At 61.0% G+C, this 15,145-nt stretch carries 13 protein-coding genes; 9 read left to right on the top strand and 4 right to left on the bottom strand.

Annotation, left to right across the window (positions count from 1 at the left end; translation table 11 throughout):
* The first annotated feature begins 620 nt into the window (after window positions 1-620).
* From BLT98_RS16985 to BLT98_RS16955, 7 genes are all read left to right on the top strand, one after another.
* Window positions 621-2,246 carry a GMC family oxidoreductase gene (locus tag BLT98_RS16985; RefSeq protein ID WP_034783855.1) on the top strand — a complete coding sequence of 542 codons (1,626 nt, stop codon included), beginning with the start codon at window positions 621-623 and terminating at the stop codon, window positions 2,244-2,246.
* 143 nt (window positions 2,247-2,389) lie between these two features.
* Window positions 2,390-3,160 (top strand): ABC transporter ATP-binding protein, encoded by a 771-nt coding sequence (locus BLT98_RS16980; RefSeq protein ID WP_034783853.1) that lies wholly within the window; start codon window positions 2,390-2,392, stop codon window positions 3,158-3,160.
* A complete protein-coding gene (locus BLT98_RS16975) occupies window positions 3,160-3,888 on the top strand; it encodes an ABC transporter ATP-binding protein (protein ID WP_034783852.1) in 729 nt (242 codons plus the stop codon). The genes BLT98_RS16980 and BLT98_RS16975 overlap by 1 nt, the downstream gene beginning before the upstream one ends.
* Before the next feature lie 84 nt (window positions 3,889-3,972).
* The gene (locus BLT98_RS16970) at window positions 3,973-5,181 is read left to right on the top strand and encodes an ABC transporter substrate-binding protein (RefSeq protein WP_092609614.1); all 1,209 of its coding nucleotides are present in this window, start codon (window positions 3,973-3,975) and stop codon (window positions 5,179-5,181) included.
* A 159-nt stretch (window positions 5,182-5,340) separates the two neighbouring features.
* Window positions 5,341-6,225, top strand: coding sequence for a branched-chain amino acid ABC transporter permease (locus BLT98_RS16965; RefSeq protein ID WP_034783850.1), 885 nt, complete (start codon window positions 5,341-5,343; stop codon window positions 6,223-6,225).
* 31 nt (window positions 6,226-6,256) lie between these two features.
* A complete protein-coding gene (locus BLT98_RS16960; protein WP_034752665.1) occupies window positions 6,257-7,237 on the top strand; it encodes a branched-chain amino acid ABC transporter permease in 981 nt (326 codons plus the stop codon).
* Between the two features lie 76 nt (window positions 7,238-7,313).
* On the top strand, window positions 7,314-9,374 hold the full coding sequence (locus BLT98_RS16955) for a 3-hydroxybutyrate oligomer hydrolase family protein (RefSeq protein WP_092609611.1): 2,061 nt from the start codon (window positions 7,314-7,316) through the stop codon (window positions 9,372-9,374).
* Window positions 9,375-9,420: 46 nt separating this feature from the next.
* Here the strand turns inward: BLT98_RS16955 and BLT98_RS16950 are convergent, their stop codons facing one another.
* The 4 genes from BLT98_RS16950 to sugE all read right to left on the bottom strand — a co-directional run bounded on the left by BLT98_RS16950 (window position 9,421) and on the right by sugE (window position 12,190).
* Complete coding sequence (locus tag BLT98_RS16950) at window positions 9,421-10,212, bottom strand: EAL domain-containing protein (RefSeq protein ID WP_092609608.1); 792 nt, start codon at window positions 10,210-10,212, stop codon at window positions 9,421-9,423.
* A gap of 44 nt (window positions 10,213-10,256) precedes the next feature.
* Window positions 10,257-11,414 carry an iron-containing alcohol dehydrogenase gene (locus BLT98_RS16945; RefSeq protein WP_092609605.1) on the bottom strand — a complete coding sequence of 386 codons (1,158 nt, stop codon included), beginning with the start codon at window positions 11,412-11,414 and terminating at the stop codon, window positions 10,257-10,259.
* Window positions 11,415-11,499: 85 nt separating this feature from the next.
* Entirely contained in the window at window positions 11,500-11,859 is a 360-nt protein-coding gene (locus tag BLT98_RS16940; RefSeq protein WP_034783844.1) for an NADH-quinone oxidoreductase subunit A, read from the bottom strand.
* Window positions 11,860-11,869: 10 nt separating this feature from the next.
* Entirely contained in the window at window positions 11,870-12,190 is a 321-nt protein-coding gene (gene sugE, locus BLT98_RS16935; protein WP_092609602.1) for a quaternary ammonium compound efflux SMR transporter SugE, read from the bottom strand.
* A 317-nt stretch (window positions 12,191-12,507) separates the two neighbouring features.
* Between sugE and mnmG the strand changes: the two genes are divergently transcribed.
* Together mnmG and rsmG are read left to right on the top strand one after the other, a co-directional pair.
* Window positions 12,508-14,445, top strand: a complete 1,938-nt coding sequence (gene mnmG / locus BLT98_RS16930; RefSeq protein ID WP_092609599.1) for a tRNA uridine-5-carboxymethylaminomethyl(34) synthesis enzyme MnmG — start codon at window positions 12,508-12,510, stop codon at window positions 14,443-14,445.
* A complete protein-coding gene (gene rsmG / locus BLT98_RS16925; protein ID WP_070257826.1) occupies window positions 14,442-15,086 on the top strand; it encodes a 16S rRNA (guanine(527)-N(7))-methyltransferase RsmG in 645 nt (214 codons plus the stop codon). The genes mnmG and rsmG overlap by 4 nt, the downstream gene beginning before the upstream one ends.
* Window positions 15,087-15,145: the final 59 nt, after the last annotated feature.

The raw sequence follows: 15,145 nt of genomic DNA, 5'->3' as shown, positions 1-15,145 counted from the left end.
AAGCCTGTTGACGTTTCCATTTTGCAAAACGGTTTGGCAGTGCTGTGCGCGTGATGTTGGCAACACCGGTTTTCGTCGCGCAGTTGTTGGCTCGAATTTTTTTTGTCAGCAAAGCCGCTCGTCGGCTTTTTTTTTGAAGACAGGCTTGCGAACCCTTTCAAAGACGAAGGGCAGGCAAAGCGCGCGTTGTCGGGTTTACCTTAACAAGTTCGTATACAAGAATAGTAATAGTAGTTAACGGGCACATCTTCTGTGGATAAGTCCCGATTTATCCTTGTAAACAATCGCTTGGCGTGCGGATAAGCGCTGAGTAAGGGGTGTATCTGCCGGGGATGGTTTTGGGATAAAAAAAAGGCGTCCAAAAAAATTTTCGTTTACGCACATATCGTACCTGTGGATATCCATACGGTTATCCACAGCTTGGCGACCCTGTTTTTGAGCTTGCCGTGACGCTCGCTCATATCGCTGGCCACGATTAATGTCGCCCTTGCCCGGCACTGGTGGTAATCTCGATATGGCTCAACAGCCATGCATGCATGAAGAAAGACAGACTCTGGTAGCGGAACGCGGTGGGGAGACACGCCGCGCGACAGCTTGATGGCATACCGAAAGGAGCTTCATTGGAATCGGCAGGCGAATACGACTACATCATCGTGGGCGGCGGCACGGCAGGTTGCGTGCTGGCCAACCGGCTCACGCGCGACAAGGATGCCAATGTTTTACTGGTGGAAGCGGGTGGCAAGGACGATTACGTGTGGATCCACATCCCCGTCGGCTATCTGCATTGCATCGGCAATCCCCGCACGGACTGGCTGTATTCCACGCAGGCGGACGCGGGATTGGGCGGGCGCAGCCTGATCTATCCGCGCGGCAAGGTGCTGGGCGGCAGCTCTTCCATCAACGGCATGATTTATATGCGCGGCCAGGCCGGCGATTACGACCACTGGGCCGACCTGACGGACGACGCTTCCTGGCGCTGGGACAAGGTCTTGCCGCTCTTTAAACAAAGCGAGGATTATTACGGCGGCGCCTCGGAAAACCACGGCGTCGGCGGCGAGTGGCGCGTGGAAAAACAGCGGCTGTCATGGGATATCCTGAATGCGTTCCGCGATGCGGCGCAGCAGGTCGGCATCCCGAAAACCAGCGATTTCAATGGCGGCGACAACAGCGGCAGCGCATATTTCGACGTCAACCAGCGCCGCGGCATCCGCTGGAATACCTCGAAAGCGTTCCTGAAACCGGCATCGCGCCGCCCGAACCTGACCATCATGACGGGCTGCCACGTGGAACGATTGCTGCTGGAAACGACGGAGTCGGGGCCGCGCTGCACGGGCATTGTATTTACGGGCGGCGGCACGCAGTGGCAGGCGACAGCCCGGCGGGAAACCTTGCTGACGGCGGGCGCCATCGGTTCGCCGCAATTGCTGCAATTATCCGGCATCGGCCCGGCCAGCTTGCTGCAGCAGCATGGCATTGCGCCCGTGCTGGACTCGCCTGGCGTGGGCGGCAATTTGCAGGACCATTTGCAGCTGCGCATGGTATTCAAAGTCCAGGGCGTGAAAACCCTGAACATCATGGCGGGCAATATGCTGGGCAAGATGCAGATCGGTTTGCAGTATGCACTGTTCCAGAGCGGGCCCATGTCGATGGCGCCATCGCAGCTGGGCGCATTCGCCAAGTCCGATCCGCAGCAAGCCACGCCGAACCTGCAATACCACGTGCAGCCGCTCTCCCTGGACAAATTCGGCGAGCCCTTGCATGCGTTTCCCGCGTTTACGGCCAGCGTCTGCAATTTGCGGCCCACTTCGCGCGGCCATGTGCAGATCGCCTCGGCCGACAGCTATGCGGCGCCGAAGATCGTGCCCAATTACCTGAGTACCGAGCAGGACCGCACAGTGGCGGCCGACGCCTTGCGGCTGACGCGGGCCATCGTGGCCGCGCCGGCGTTAAGTAAGTTTGCGCCGCAGGAATACAAGCCCGGCGTGCAATTCCAGAGCCAGGAAGAGCTGGCGCAGGCGGCCAGCCAGATCGGTACCACCATCTTCCACCCGGTGGGTACTTGCCGCATGGGCCTGGCCAGCGATGCATCCAGCGTGGTCGACAGCCAGTTGCGCGTGATCGGCGTGGCTGGCTTGCGCGTTGTCGATGCATCGATCATGCCCTACATTACTTCTGGTAACACGAACTCGCCCACCGTGATGATCGCGGAAAAAGCGGCGCAAATGATACACGCGGCCTGGAAATAGCAGGAAATAGCTGGGTAAAGGCGCGAGTTTGCGCCATTCGGGCTGGCGCAAAATCCCCGTAGTTATACTGTATTGTGCGTTAAATTTAAGTTGTGTATTATAAAAATGACTAAGTAGTACAAAAAGTACAACTAGGAGACACGATGTCAAACGTAATCTTGGAAACAAGAAATTTGACCAAGGAATTCAAGGGTTTCACCGCTGTGAGCGAGGTGAACCTGAAGGTAGAGCGGGGCCATATCCACGCCTTGATCGGTCCGAACGGCGCCGGCAAGACCACGTGTTTTAACTTGCTCACCAAATTCCTGGTCCCCACTTCAGGACAGATCCTGTTCAATGGGAAAGATATCACTGCCGCCAAACCGGCCCAGATCGCCCGCATGGGCGTGATCCGTTCTTTCCAGATTTCCGCCGTCTTCCCGCATTTGTCGGTGTTGCAAAATGTGCGCATCGGCTTGCAGCGCCAGCTGGGCACGTCGTTCCACTTCTGGCAAAGCGAACGTTCCCTGAATCAGCTCAACGATCGCGCCATGGCCTTGCTGGCCGAGGTCGACCTGACGGAATTTGCCGACACCATCACGGTCGACATGCCGTACGGGCGCAAGCGGGCGCTGGAAATTGCCACCACCCTGGCGATGGAGCCGGAAATGATGCTGCTCGACGAACCGACGCAAGGCATGGGTCATGAAGACGTGCATCGCGTGACGGAACTGATCAAAAAGGTGTCGGCTGGCCGCACGATTCTGATGGTGGAACACAATATGAGCGTGGTCTCGGGCATCTGCGACAAGATTTCCGTCCTGCAGCGCGGCGCCATGCTGGCCGAAGGCAGTTACGCGGAAGTGTCGCGCAATCCGCAAGTGATGGAAGCGTACATGGGCACCACCCACGCGGAACTGGAAGGGGCGCATTGATGGCGACACAAGCGAATCGCGGCGCACCCGCGCTGGAAATTGCACAGCTGCACACCTGGTATGGCGAATCGCACATCCTGCATGACGTGAACCTGAAAGTGGAGCAGGGTGAAGTGGTGACTTTGCTGGGCCGCAACGGCGCCGGCCGCACCACCACCTTGCGCGCCATCATGGGGCTGACGGGGGCGCGCACGGGCTCGATCAAGGTCAACGGTGTCGAAGCGATAGGTTTGGCCACGCACAAAATCGCCCACCTGGGCATCGGGTATTGTCCTGAAGAGCGCGGCATTTTTTCCTCGCTGTCGACGGAAGAAAACCTGCTGCTGCCGCCGACCCTGGCCAGCGGCGAGAAGGGCATGTCGGTGGAAGAAATCTACGCCATGTTCCCGAACTTGCAGGAACGCCGCCACAGCCAGGGCACGCGCCTGTCGGGCGGGGAACAGCAGATGCTGGCCGTGGCGCGCATCCTGCGCACGGGCGCGCGCCTGCTGCTGCTCGATGAAATTTCCGAAGGCCTGGCGCCCGTCATCGTGCAAGGGCTGGCGCGCATGATCACCACCCTGAAAGCGAAGGGCTACACCATTGTCATGGTGGAGCAGAATTTCCGGTTTGCCGCGCCACTGGCGGACCGGTTTTATGTGATGGAGCACGGTCAGATCGTCGAGACTTTTGCTGCATCCGAACTGGAGGCCAAGATGCCGGTATTGACCGAGCTGCTTGGCGTGTAGTCCCCATGTAGTACGCGTACATCTGGTACGCGTTATCGTCCAGCAATCGACTGAATAGCAAACAATAATCCCAACGGAGACACTATGAAACGTAACGCTATCGCCATTGCCACCGCCACTCTTTGCGCCCTGGGCTTTTCCGCCGCCGCGCACGCCCAGGTATCGGGCGACACGATCAAGATCGGTTTTATTTCCGACATGTCGGGCGTGTACTCCGACGTCGACGGCCTCGGCGGCGCGGAAGCCATCAAGATGGCGATCGCCGATGCCGGCGTCGTGCTGGCCGGCAAAAAAGTGGAATTCATTTCTGCCGACCATCAAAACAAGGCCGACATCGCCGCCTCGAAGGCGCGCGAATGGTTCGACCAGCAGGGCGTCGACATGCTGATCGGCGGCACCAATTCCGGCGCCAGCCTGGCCATGGCCAAGGTGGCGGCGGAAAAGAAAAAAATCTTCATTGCCATCGGCGCCGGTTCTTCGCGCCTGACGAATGAAGAGTGCACGCCTTACACCGTGCATTACGCCTACGACACGGTGGCGCTGGCGCGCGGTACGGGCGGCACCATCGTCAAGCAGGGCGGCAAGAACTGGTACTTCATGACGGCCGACTATGCGTTTGGCCATTCGCTGGAAAAAGACACGGCCGAGGTCGTCAAGGCGGCCGGCGGCAAGGTGCTGGGCAGCGTCAAGCATCCGCTGGGCGCTTCGGATTTCTCTTCCTTCCTGCTGCAGGCGCAATCGTCCAAGCCGCAAATCCTCGGTCTGGCCAATGCGGGCGGCGACGCCATCAACAGCATCAAGGCGGCCAATGAGTTCGGTCTGACGAAATCGATGAAACTGGCCGGCTTGCTGATCTTCATCAATGACATCCATTCGCTGGGCCTGAACCTGACGCAAGGCATGTACCTGACGGATGGCTGGTACTGGGACTTGAATGCGGACACGCGCGCCTGGTCGAAACGCTATTTCGCCAAGATGAAGAAAGAGCCGTCGATGTTGCAGGCGGCCGACTATTCGGCCGCGGCGAACTACCTGAAAGCCGTCAAGGCGCTGGGGACGGATGACACCGAGAAAGTCATGGCTTACCTGAAAAAGACCAAGATCAACGACATGTTTACCCAGAATGGCGAAGTGCGTCCCGATGGCCGCATGGTGCACGATATGTATTTGATGGAAGTCAAGAAGCCATCCGAGTCGAAGTATCCATGGGATTACTACAAGGTGGTCGCCACCGTGCCCGGTGCGCAAGCGTATGTGACCAAGGCCGAGTCGAAGTGTTCGTTGTGGAAGTAACGCTGTAGCAACCTCCACAGAGTACCCGCCGCTGCGCGGGCGCTCTGTCCTGCACGCTTCGCCCGCAGGGTACGCCTTGCGCCGCCGCACCCGTTTGCGGCGGCGTGTTTCCCTTGATACCACACCGTCGTCCGGCGGTGCTTTTTATACTGTGATGCCATGGAAATTTTCGGCGTTCCAATACAAGCGATGATGAGCCAGCTGCTGCTGGGTCTCGTCAACGGCTCGTTCTATGCCATGTTGTCCCTCGGTCTGGCCGTTATCTTCGGCTTGCTTAATGTGATTAATTTCTCGCACGGCGCCATGTACATGATGGGCGCCTTCCTGGCCTGGATGGGCCTCAGTTATTTCGACATCAGTTACTGGGCCATGCTGGTCATCGCCCCGATCCTGGTCGGCCTGGTCGGCATCCTGATCGAAAAGACCATGCTGCGCTGGCTGTATAAACTCGACCACCTGTATGGCTTGCTGCTGACCTTTGGCATCACCCTGATCATGGAAGGCGTGTTCCGCTCCTTCTATGGCGTTTCGGGCCAGCCGTATGCCGTGCCTGAAGCGCTGGCCGGCGCGACGGACCTGGGTTTCATGATCTTGCCGAACTACCGCGCCTGGGTGGTGATCGCCTCGCTCACCGTGTGCCTGGCTACCTGGTTTGTCATCGAAAAAACCAAGCTCGGTGCCTACCTGCGGGCCGGCACGGAAAATCCGAAACTGGTGGAAGCGTTCGGCATCAACGTGCCGCTGATGGTAACCCTGACGTTCGGCTTCGGCGTGGCGCTGGCCGGTTTCGCCGGCGTGCTGGCGGCGCCGATCATCCAGGTCTCGCCGCTGATGGGCTCGAACCTGATCATCGTCGTGTTTGCCGTGGTGGTGATTGGCGGCATGGGGTCCATCATGGGCTCCATCCTGACGGGCCTGGGCCTGGGCGTGATCGAGGGCCTGACTCGCGTGTTCTACCCGGAAGGCTCTGCCACCGTGGTGTTCGTCGTGATGGTCATCGTGCTGCTGCTGCGTCCCGCCGGCCTGTTCGGCAAAGAAAAGTAATCCTCATCAGTCATGTATTGGAGCTACCACGATGAATAAGAATGTAGGCTACGCCATTGCCTTGCTGCTGGCGTTGGCGGCCCCGTTTTACGGCTATCCCGTCTTCCTGATGAAGTTGCTGTGCTTTGCCCTGTTTGCCTGCGCTTTCAACTTGCTGATCGGCTACACCGGCTTGCTGTCGTTCGGCCATGCGGCCTTCTTCGGCGGCGCCGGCTATGTCACCGGCTACGCGCTGCGCACCTGGGGCTGGCCAACGGAACTGGGCTTGCTGGCCGGTGTCGCCACGGGCGCCTTGCTGGGCCTGGTGATCGGCGGCCTGGCGATCCGCCGCCAGGGCATCTACTTTACGATGATCACCCTGGCGCTGGCGCAGATGGTGTACTTCCTGGCCTTGCGTCTGCCCTTTACGGGGGGCGAGGATGGTTTGCAGGGTGTTCCACGTGGAACCTTGCTGGGCACGATAGACCTGGGCAATGACACCGTCTTGTACTACGTCGTGCTGGCCATTTTTGTCGCCGGCTTCGCCCTGATCGTGCGCACCATCCACTCGCCGTTCGGTCAGGTTCTCAAGGCGATCAAGGAAAACGAACCGCGCGCCATCTCGCTGGGCTACGACGTCAACAAGTACAAGCTGATGGCCATCGTGCTGTCCGCTTCACTGGCCGCGCTGGCGGGCGCCACCAAGACCCTGGTGCTGGGCTTTGAAACCCTGACCGACGTGTACTGGGGCATGTCGGGCCTGGTCGTGCTGATGACTTTGGTAGGCGGCATGGGCACCTTGTCCGGTCCCATCCTCGGCGCCGTCTTGATCATCGCGCTGGAAAACAAGCTGGGCGATGTTGGTACCTATCTGGCCACGCACACGGGCATCGAGTGGTTCGGCACCCTGGGCGAATCGGTGGGCATGGTCACCGGCGTGATCTTCGTTATCTGTGTGCTGATGTTCCGGCGCGGTATTGTCGGCGAAGCCATCGCGCGCTTCGGCGGCAGGGCTGCCAAGGCCGCGGTCTGATTTTCAAGCAACGCCGGACGGATCGTCCGGCGTTTTTCATTGTGCGTCCACTGTTACTTCAACGGAGAGAACCACCATGCAAACGACGATCACGCGCGCGGGGAGCAGCCTGTGCACCTTGCTGGCGTTGGCAGCCTGCGGCAGCAACCATGCACCGGAAGAGCTGAACCAGATGCCCGCTTACCTGGGCACCATCACGCGGGCCGACTACGACGGCAAGACGAACGATCTGCTGACGGCCGGCCTCGGCAAGACGGGGCTGGCTGGCGCCGCGCCCGCGTATGCGAACGTGGAACAACCGACGCCGCTCGAACTGCGCCGCAATGCCATCTACGCCAATTACCGCGCCGTACTCGACATTGCCGCCAACAGCGGCTACGGCACCCTGTACGGACCGAACGTGGATGCATCCGGAAACGTGGGCACGGGCGAGGGCCTGGTCGCGGGCAGTGAATACATCGCCTATGCCGACGATGGCTCGGGCAAGAAGAATGTCACCTTGATGGTGCAGGTGCCGGCCAGCTTCGATCCCGACCATGCCTGCATCGTCACGGGCACGTCCAGCGGCTCGCGCGGCATCTACGGCGCCATCGGCAGCTCGGGTGAATGGGGCTTGAAAAAAGGCTGCGCCGTGGCGTATGCCGACAAGGGCTCCGGCACGGGCCTGTACGTGTTCGAGGACGACAGCGTCAACCTGCAAAACGGCGTGCGCGCGGGCAGGGTGGCCGCCGGCAAGAATGCGCTCTTCGCGCCCGACTTGAGCGACGCCGACCGCCTGGTCTGGGCCGGTGCGAACCCGAACCGCATCGCCTTCAAGCATGCGCACTCGCAGCAAAATCCCGAGAAGGATTGGGGCAAGGTGACCTTGCAGTCGGTCGAGATGGCGTATTACGTCTTGAACGAGCGCTACGGCGTGCTGGCCCGCGACGGCAGTGCACGCATCGTGCGGTTGACGCCGAAGAACACCATCACGATTGCCTCGAGTATTTCCAACGGCGCCGGTTCGGCCTTGCTGGCGGCGGAACAGGATACCAAGGGCTTGATCAGCGGCGTGGCGGCCAGCGAGCCGCAGATCCAGCCGGCGGCGTCAAGCGCCTACAGCGTACGCCAGGGCGGGGCGGTAGTCGCCAATCCCGGCCGTGCGCTGTTCGACTACGCCACCTATGCGGCCCTGTATCAGCCGTGCATCGCTTCCGTGGCCGGCAATGCGGGACGCTGCACGGCGCTGGTCAGCAAGGGTTTATTGAACGGCGCCGACCTGGCCGCGCAGCAGGCGGACGCGAAGCAGCGCTTGCGCGCGTATGGCTGGCTGCTGGATTCCGATCCGCTGCAGGCGGCACACGCGGGCACGAATATCCTTGTGGCCGTCACGTATGCGTATGCCTACGGCAAATTCTCCGTCACGGACAAGGTGTGCGGTTTCACGTTTGCGCAGACGGATCTCAACGGTAATCCGGTCGCATTCACGTCGGCGCAAAAGGCGGCCAGCTTTGCCGCGCAAAACGGCATCCTCGGCAACGTCGTGTACGAGAACAGCGTGGGCGGCGCCAGGGTATACACGGCCGGCGTGTCGTCTTCCAGCGGCCTGGCGGACCAGTCGCTCGACGGCTTCCTGTGCCTGCGCAGCCTGGCGACGGGGCGCGATACCGTCAGCGGCGCCAATTTGCAAGGCACGCTGGCCGGGCAAAGCGTGCGCGTGCGTGCTGGCATGGCGGAGGTCGCGGCCAGCGGCAAATTGAATGGCAAGCCGGCCATCATCGTGCATGGTCGCAGCGATACCCTGATTCCTGTCAATCACGCTTCGCGCGCCTATCTTGGCCTGAACGCCGCCGGGGAAGGGAGCAATAGCCGCCTGCGCTATATCGAGGTGACGAACGCCAACCACTTCGATTCCTTCAGCAGCGCCTTGCCGACCCTGATCGTCCCCTTGCACGTGTACCTGAACCGGGCGCTCGATGCCATGTATGTGCACTTGAATGCCAAGCAAGCCTTGCCGCCATCGCAGGTGGTGCGCACGGTGACGCGTGCCGATGCGTCAACCCTGATCACGAATGTCAACGTGCCAGCGATCGCCACGGCGCCGGCGCCCGGCAATGTCATCAGCGTGACGGGGACGGTCGTCGACATTCCCAACTAGGCGGTATCGCTTGTGGAACTTGCGGCCACGTTTCACGTGGCCGTTTTTATTCCCAGGCCGTATCGGGGATGTGGCCCAGTCCCTGGAAGACAGGCTTGCAAAACCAGTAGCCCTGCATCAGGGAAATGCCGCAGCTGGCCAGGAAATCGCGCTCGGCGCGTGTCTCGATGCCTTCGGCCAGGACGCGGATACCGAGCTCGCGGCACAGGCTGGCGATGGCCCGCACGATCGCCTGGCGTGGCGCGTGCATATCGATCCCGCGCACCAGGTCCATGTCGATCTTGATGATGTCGGGCTGGTATTCGGCCAGCAGGTTCAAGCCCGCATAGCCGGCGCCGAAATCATCGATGGCTGTCTGGAAACCGAAGCGCCGGTAGGCGCGGAAGATCTCGACCAGATGGGGACGGTCCTGCACCCGTTCGCCTTCCGTCACTTCAAAGATGATTTTATCGGTGGGGAAGCGGTGCAAGGTGGCCGCTTCCAGGGTGCTGCGGATGCACACTTCGGGACGGTAGACGGCGTTGGGCAAGAAGTTGATCGACAGAAAGCCCTGCATATCCAGCTTGGCTGCGCCGGCCACGGCCTTGACGCGGCAAGCCTGGTCGAAGCGGTAGCGGTTGGCGTCGTTGACTTGCGCCAGCACGCTGGCCGCGCTTTCGCCGTTGGGCCCGCGCACCAGCGCCTCGTGCGCATAGATACTGCGCGTGCCCAGGTCGACGATGGGCTGATAGGCATACTCGAAGGCAAACGGCAGCGGCGCGCTGTCGTGGCAGCCTGCACAGACACCGTGTGGAAAGCTGGTGGCGTCAGGATGAATCGGGATGTCGGGAGGTGTCATGGTGCTAGTGTAGGCGAACGGGTTGGCTGATTCCGTCTGCTGTCTCACAGTGCGGCAGCATAGATGGCGCGCGCATCGCTGTGCGTGACCGGCCGGGGATTGTTGCCCAGCAAGCGCGTCTGCAGCATGGCTTCATCGGTCAGCCGGTCCAGGTCGCTGGCCGCGATGCCCACTTCGCGCAGGGTGCGCGCGATGCCCGTCGCCAGGGCAATCTCCTGCAGGGCGTCGATCAGGGCCATGGCCCGCGCTTCCTCGCTGCCCGTGATGCCAGGTTGCAGGACGGCTGCCAGTTGCGCATACAGGGGCGCCGCGTGGGATAGATTGAAACGCAGCACGTGCGGCAGCACCAGCGCATTCGACAAGCCATGCGGCACGTGGAACAGTCCTCCGATGGGATAGGCGAGCGCGTGTACTGCTGCCACGGGTGCATTGGCAAATGCCTGGCCGGCCAGCATGGCGCCCAGCAGCATGGCCTGGCGCGCCGGCAAGTTGCTGCCATCGCGGCAGGCGGTGACCAGGTTGCTGGAGAGCAGTGACAAGGCTTGCGTGGCCAGCATGTCGGACAATGGGTTTTTTAACAGGCGGCTGGTGTACGCTTCGATCGCATGCACCATGGCATCGATGCCGGTGGCGGCCGTCACGGCGGGCGGCAAGCCCAGGGTCAGGCTGGCGTCGAGGATGGCAAGGTCCGCATACAGTTGCGGCGCGACCACGCCCATCTTGCTGGTGGTGCCCGTGGTGACGATGGCGATGTGCGTGACTTCCGAGCCCGTGCCGGCCGTGGTCGGCAATTGCACCAGGGGCAGGCGCTGGCCGTGGACATTGCCGATGCCGTACAGTTGGGCCAGTTCCTGGTGGCCCGGTGCCAGCACGGCGATGAGCTTGGCCACGTCCAGCGAGCTGCCGCCACCGAGGCCGATAATCAGTTCCACGTGAAACATCCGGGCCTGGGCCACACCGGCCAATACGATGGCTTCGGGCGGATCGGCTTGCACTTCGGAAAAGACGTGGACCTCGATGCCGGCCGCCTGCAGGTTGTGCAAGGAAGCATCGGCCAGACCCGTGCGCAAAAAGCCTGCATCGGTGACGAGCAGGGCGCGGCGCACGGTGGGGAAGTGATGGGCGATATGCGCACCCAGCTGGGCGGCGGCGCCCGGTTCAACTATCAGGTGCGGCACAGTGCGGAACTGGAAGGCGGACATGCAGTCTCCTGACAATGATGGCAGAAGCCCAGCTTACTCCGCTTTCCCGCCCCGCGCCTGTTTCACGTGGAACAAAAAGCGGGGACTACTCCCACTCCAGCGCGCCGCGTTTCCATTCATAGGCCAGGCCGATGGCCAGTATGCTCAAGAAACCCATGACGGCCCAGAAACCGGGCAAGCCGAGTTCATTCACGTTGGCCGCCCACGGCATCAGGAAGATCACCTCGATATCGAACAGGATGAAGAGAATGGCAACCAGGTAGAAGCGGATGTCGAACTTCATGCGCGCGTCGCCGAACGCTTCGAAGCCGCATTCGTACGGCGACAGTTTTTGCGGATCCGGTTTGTGCGGGCCCAGCGTGCGCCCCAGCAGCATGGGCACGATGCCGACCAGGATGCCGATCAGAATGAACAGGAGGACGGGAAAGTAGTTTTCGAGGAGCATGGGATTCCTCTCAATGGCTGGACGACAGTTTCATCAGCACGATGCCGCACACGATGAGGACGGCGGCGCACACGCGCATGGTGTTGAGCTGCTCGCCCAGAAAAACGATGCCGACGATGAAGGCGCCGACGGCGCCGATGCCGGTCCAGATCGTATAGGCCGTGCCTAGGGGAAGGGTGCGCATGGCCAGCGACAGCAAGCCGAAGCTGGCGATCATCATGACCACGGTAATCACGGAAGGAGTGAGTTTGGTGAAACCCTCGGAGAGTTTCATCGAGTATGCCCACACGACTTCAAACATGCCGGCAATAAGTAAAAGTATCCAGGCCATGGCGGCTCCTTATACAGAGCGGGCCGTCCCGGTGTGTTCCCATGATGGGGGAGGCCGTCCTCCTGGATGATCGTCCCGCAGGCCACTGGCGTGGTCACGATGGCGGACGATGCGGCAATTGTAGCAAACATTTCACGCTACCGCAGCCCCCTGCTTGCCCACGCTGCGTGTTCCACGTGAAACAGAAATCGTCGTTGACTTGCCCCTGCTGAGTAAAAATTAAGCAAAAAATGACCTGCGCAAGGTTGCGCTTGCAAAAAGACTCTATAATCGGAGCTCTCATCCCGCATTTTTACTTGCACTGTTACCTATTTATCATGTTATTTCCTACAGAATTCGACGTCATCGTTGTCGGTGGTGGTCACGCCGGTACCGAGGCGGCCCTCGCTTCCGCCCGCATGGGGCAGAAGACGCTATTGCTCACGCATAATATTGAGACACTGGGCCAGATGTCGTGCAACCCTTCCATCGGTGGCATCGGCAAGGGCCACCTGGTCAAGGAAGTCGATGCCATGGGCGGCGCGATGGCGATTGCCACCGACGAGTCCGGCATCCAGTTCCGCATCCTGAACTCCTCGAAAGGCCCGGCAGTCCGCGCCACGCGCGCCCAGGCCGACCGTATTTTGTACAAGGCGGCCATCCGCACGCGCCTGGAAAACCAGACTAACCTGTGGCTGTTCCAGCAAGCCGTCGATGATCTGATCGTCGAAGGCGACCGCGTCGTCGGCGCCGTGACGCAGATCGGCTTGAAGTTTCTCGCGCGCGCCGTGGTGCTGACGGCTGGCACTTTCCTCGACGGCAAGATCCACGTGGGCTTGAATAACTACTCGGCCGGCCGTGCCGGCGACCCGCCCGCCATCTCGCTGTCGGCCCGCCTGAAAGAGCTGAAACTGCCGCAGGGCCGCCTGAAAACGGGTACGCCGCCGCGCATCGATGGCCGCACGATCGACTTTTCCGTGATGCAAGAACAGCCGGGCGATCTCGATCCCGTGCCCGTGTTTTCCGTGATGGGCAACACGTCCATGCATCCGCGCCAGGTACCGTGCTGGGTCACGCACACGAATAGCCAGACGCACGACATCATCCGCGCCGGCCTCGACCGCAGCCCCATGTACACGGGCGTGATCGAGGGCGTGGGCCCCCGTTATTGCCCCTCGATCGAAGACAAGATCCACCGTTTCTCGGGCAAGGAATCGCACCAGATCTTCCTCGAGCCGGAAGGCTTGACGACGCATGAGTTCTATCCGAACGGCATTTCGACCAGCCTGCCGTTCGACGTGCAGATCGCCCTGGTGCAATCGATGAAGGGCATGGAAAACGCCCACATCCTGCGCCCCGGCTACGCCATCGAATACGATTACTTCGACCCGCGCGGCTTGAAGGCCTCGCTGGAAACGAAGGCCGTCGCCGGCCTGTTCTTCGCCGGCCAGATCAACGGCACCACGGGCTACGAGGAAGCGGCCGCGCAAGGCATGCTGGCGGGCCTGAATGCGGCCTTGCTGACGCAGGACAAGGAAGCCTGGGTACCGGGCCGCTCCGAGGCCTATCTGGGCGTGCTGGTCGACGATCTGATCACCCAGGGCGTGCAGGAACCGTACCGCATGTTTACCAGCCGCGCCGAGTACCGTTTGAGCCTGCGTGAAGACAATGCCGACATGCGCCTGACGGAAATCGGCCGCGCCCTGGGTTGCGTGGGCGACGCCCAATGGCAAGCGTTTGAAACGAAGCGCGAAGCGGTGGCGCTGGAGCTCGAGCGTCTGCGTTCCACGTGGGTCAACCCGCGCATCCTGGCGGCCGCCGAATCGGAACGCATCGTTGGCCAGGCTATCGAACGCGAGTATTCGCTGGCGGACTTGCTGCGCCGCCCGAACGTGGCCTACGACACCCTGATGAGCATGACGGGCATGGAAGGCCAGGCCCTGGCGGGCCCCGGCGTGGAAGACCCCGCCGTGCGCGAGCAGGTGGAAATCCAGCTCAAATATGCGGGCTATATCGAGCGCCAGAGCAAGGAAATCGAGCGCCACGAACACTATGAAAATCTGGCCTTGCCGGAAGGTTTCAATTATCTGGATATCGGCGCGCTGTCCGTCGAAGTGCGGCAAAAACTCGACAAGCAGCGCCCTGAAACCCTGGGCCAGGCATCGCGCATTTCCGGTGTGACGCCGGCGGCGATTTCACTGCTGCTGGTGCACCTGAAAAAGCGCGGTTTTGGTGCCGCGCAGACCACCACTTTAAAGGACGAGGTTGTTGAATGAAGCAGTTTGACCGGGCCGCACTGGCCCAGATTTTGAATGAAGGCATCGCCGCGCTGGGGCTCGACCTGAGCGCGGATCAGACGGAAAAACTGCTCGATTACCTGGCCTTGCTGGCCAAATGGAACAGCGTGTACAACCTGACGTCGGTGCGCGATCCCATGCAGATGCTGACCCTGCACGTACTCGATTCGCTGGCCGCCGTGCCGGCGTTCGCGGATGCAAAGAATGTGCTCGACGTCGGCGCCGGCGGCGGCTTGCCGGGCATGGTCCTGGCCATCGCGCGCCCCGATGTAAAGGTGTCGATGATCGACACGGTGCATAAGAAGACGGCATTTTTGACGCAAGTGAAAGCGGAACTGGGCCTCGCCAACGTGACCGTGTACACGAAACGGGTGGAACAGCTGGAAGTGCAGCAGAAATTCGACGTGATCACCTCGCGCGCCTTTGCCGACCTGTCCGACTTCGTCAACTGGTCGAACCATGTGTTGGCCGAGGGCGGGCAATTCATCGCCTTGAAAGGGGTGGCACCGCCAGACGAGCGCGAGCGACTGCCAGCGGAATGGCAAGTAACCGAGCTACGCGCAATCGCGGTGCCAGGGCTAAATGCAGAGCGTCATCTGGTCTTTATAGCAAGAATTTAAACGCCAGAAAATTAAACGATATAAATCATATAAATGGTTTATACGGTATAAATAATATA

This window comes from Janthinobacterium sp. YR213 (assembly GCF_900099875.1).
In the GTDB taxonomy this organism is placed as follows: Bacteria; Pseudomonadota; Gammaproteobacteria; order Burkholderiales; family Burkholderiaceae_D; genus Janthinobacterium; species Janthinobacterium lividum.
The sequence above is the reverse complement of the archived record's forward strand: the minus strand, read 5'-3'. Positions and strand labels throughout refer to the sequence as shown.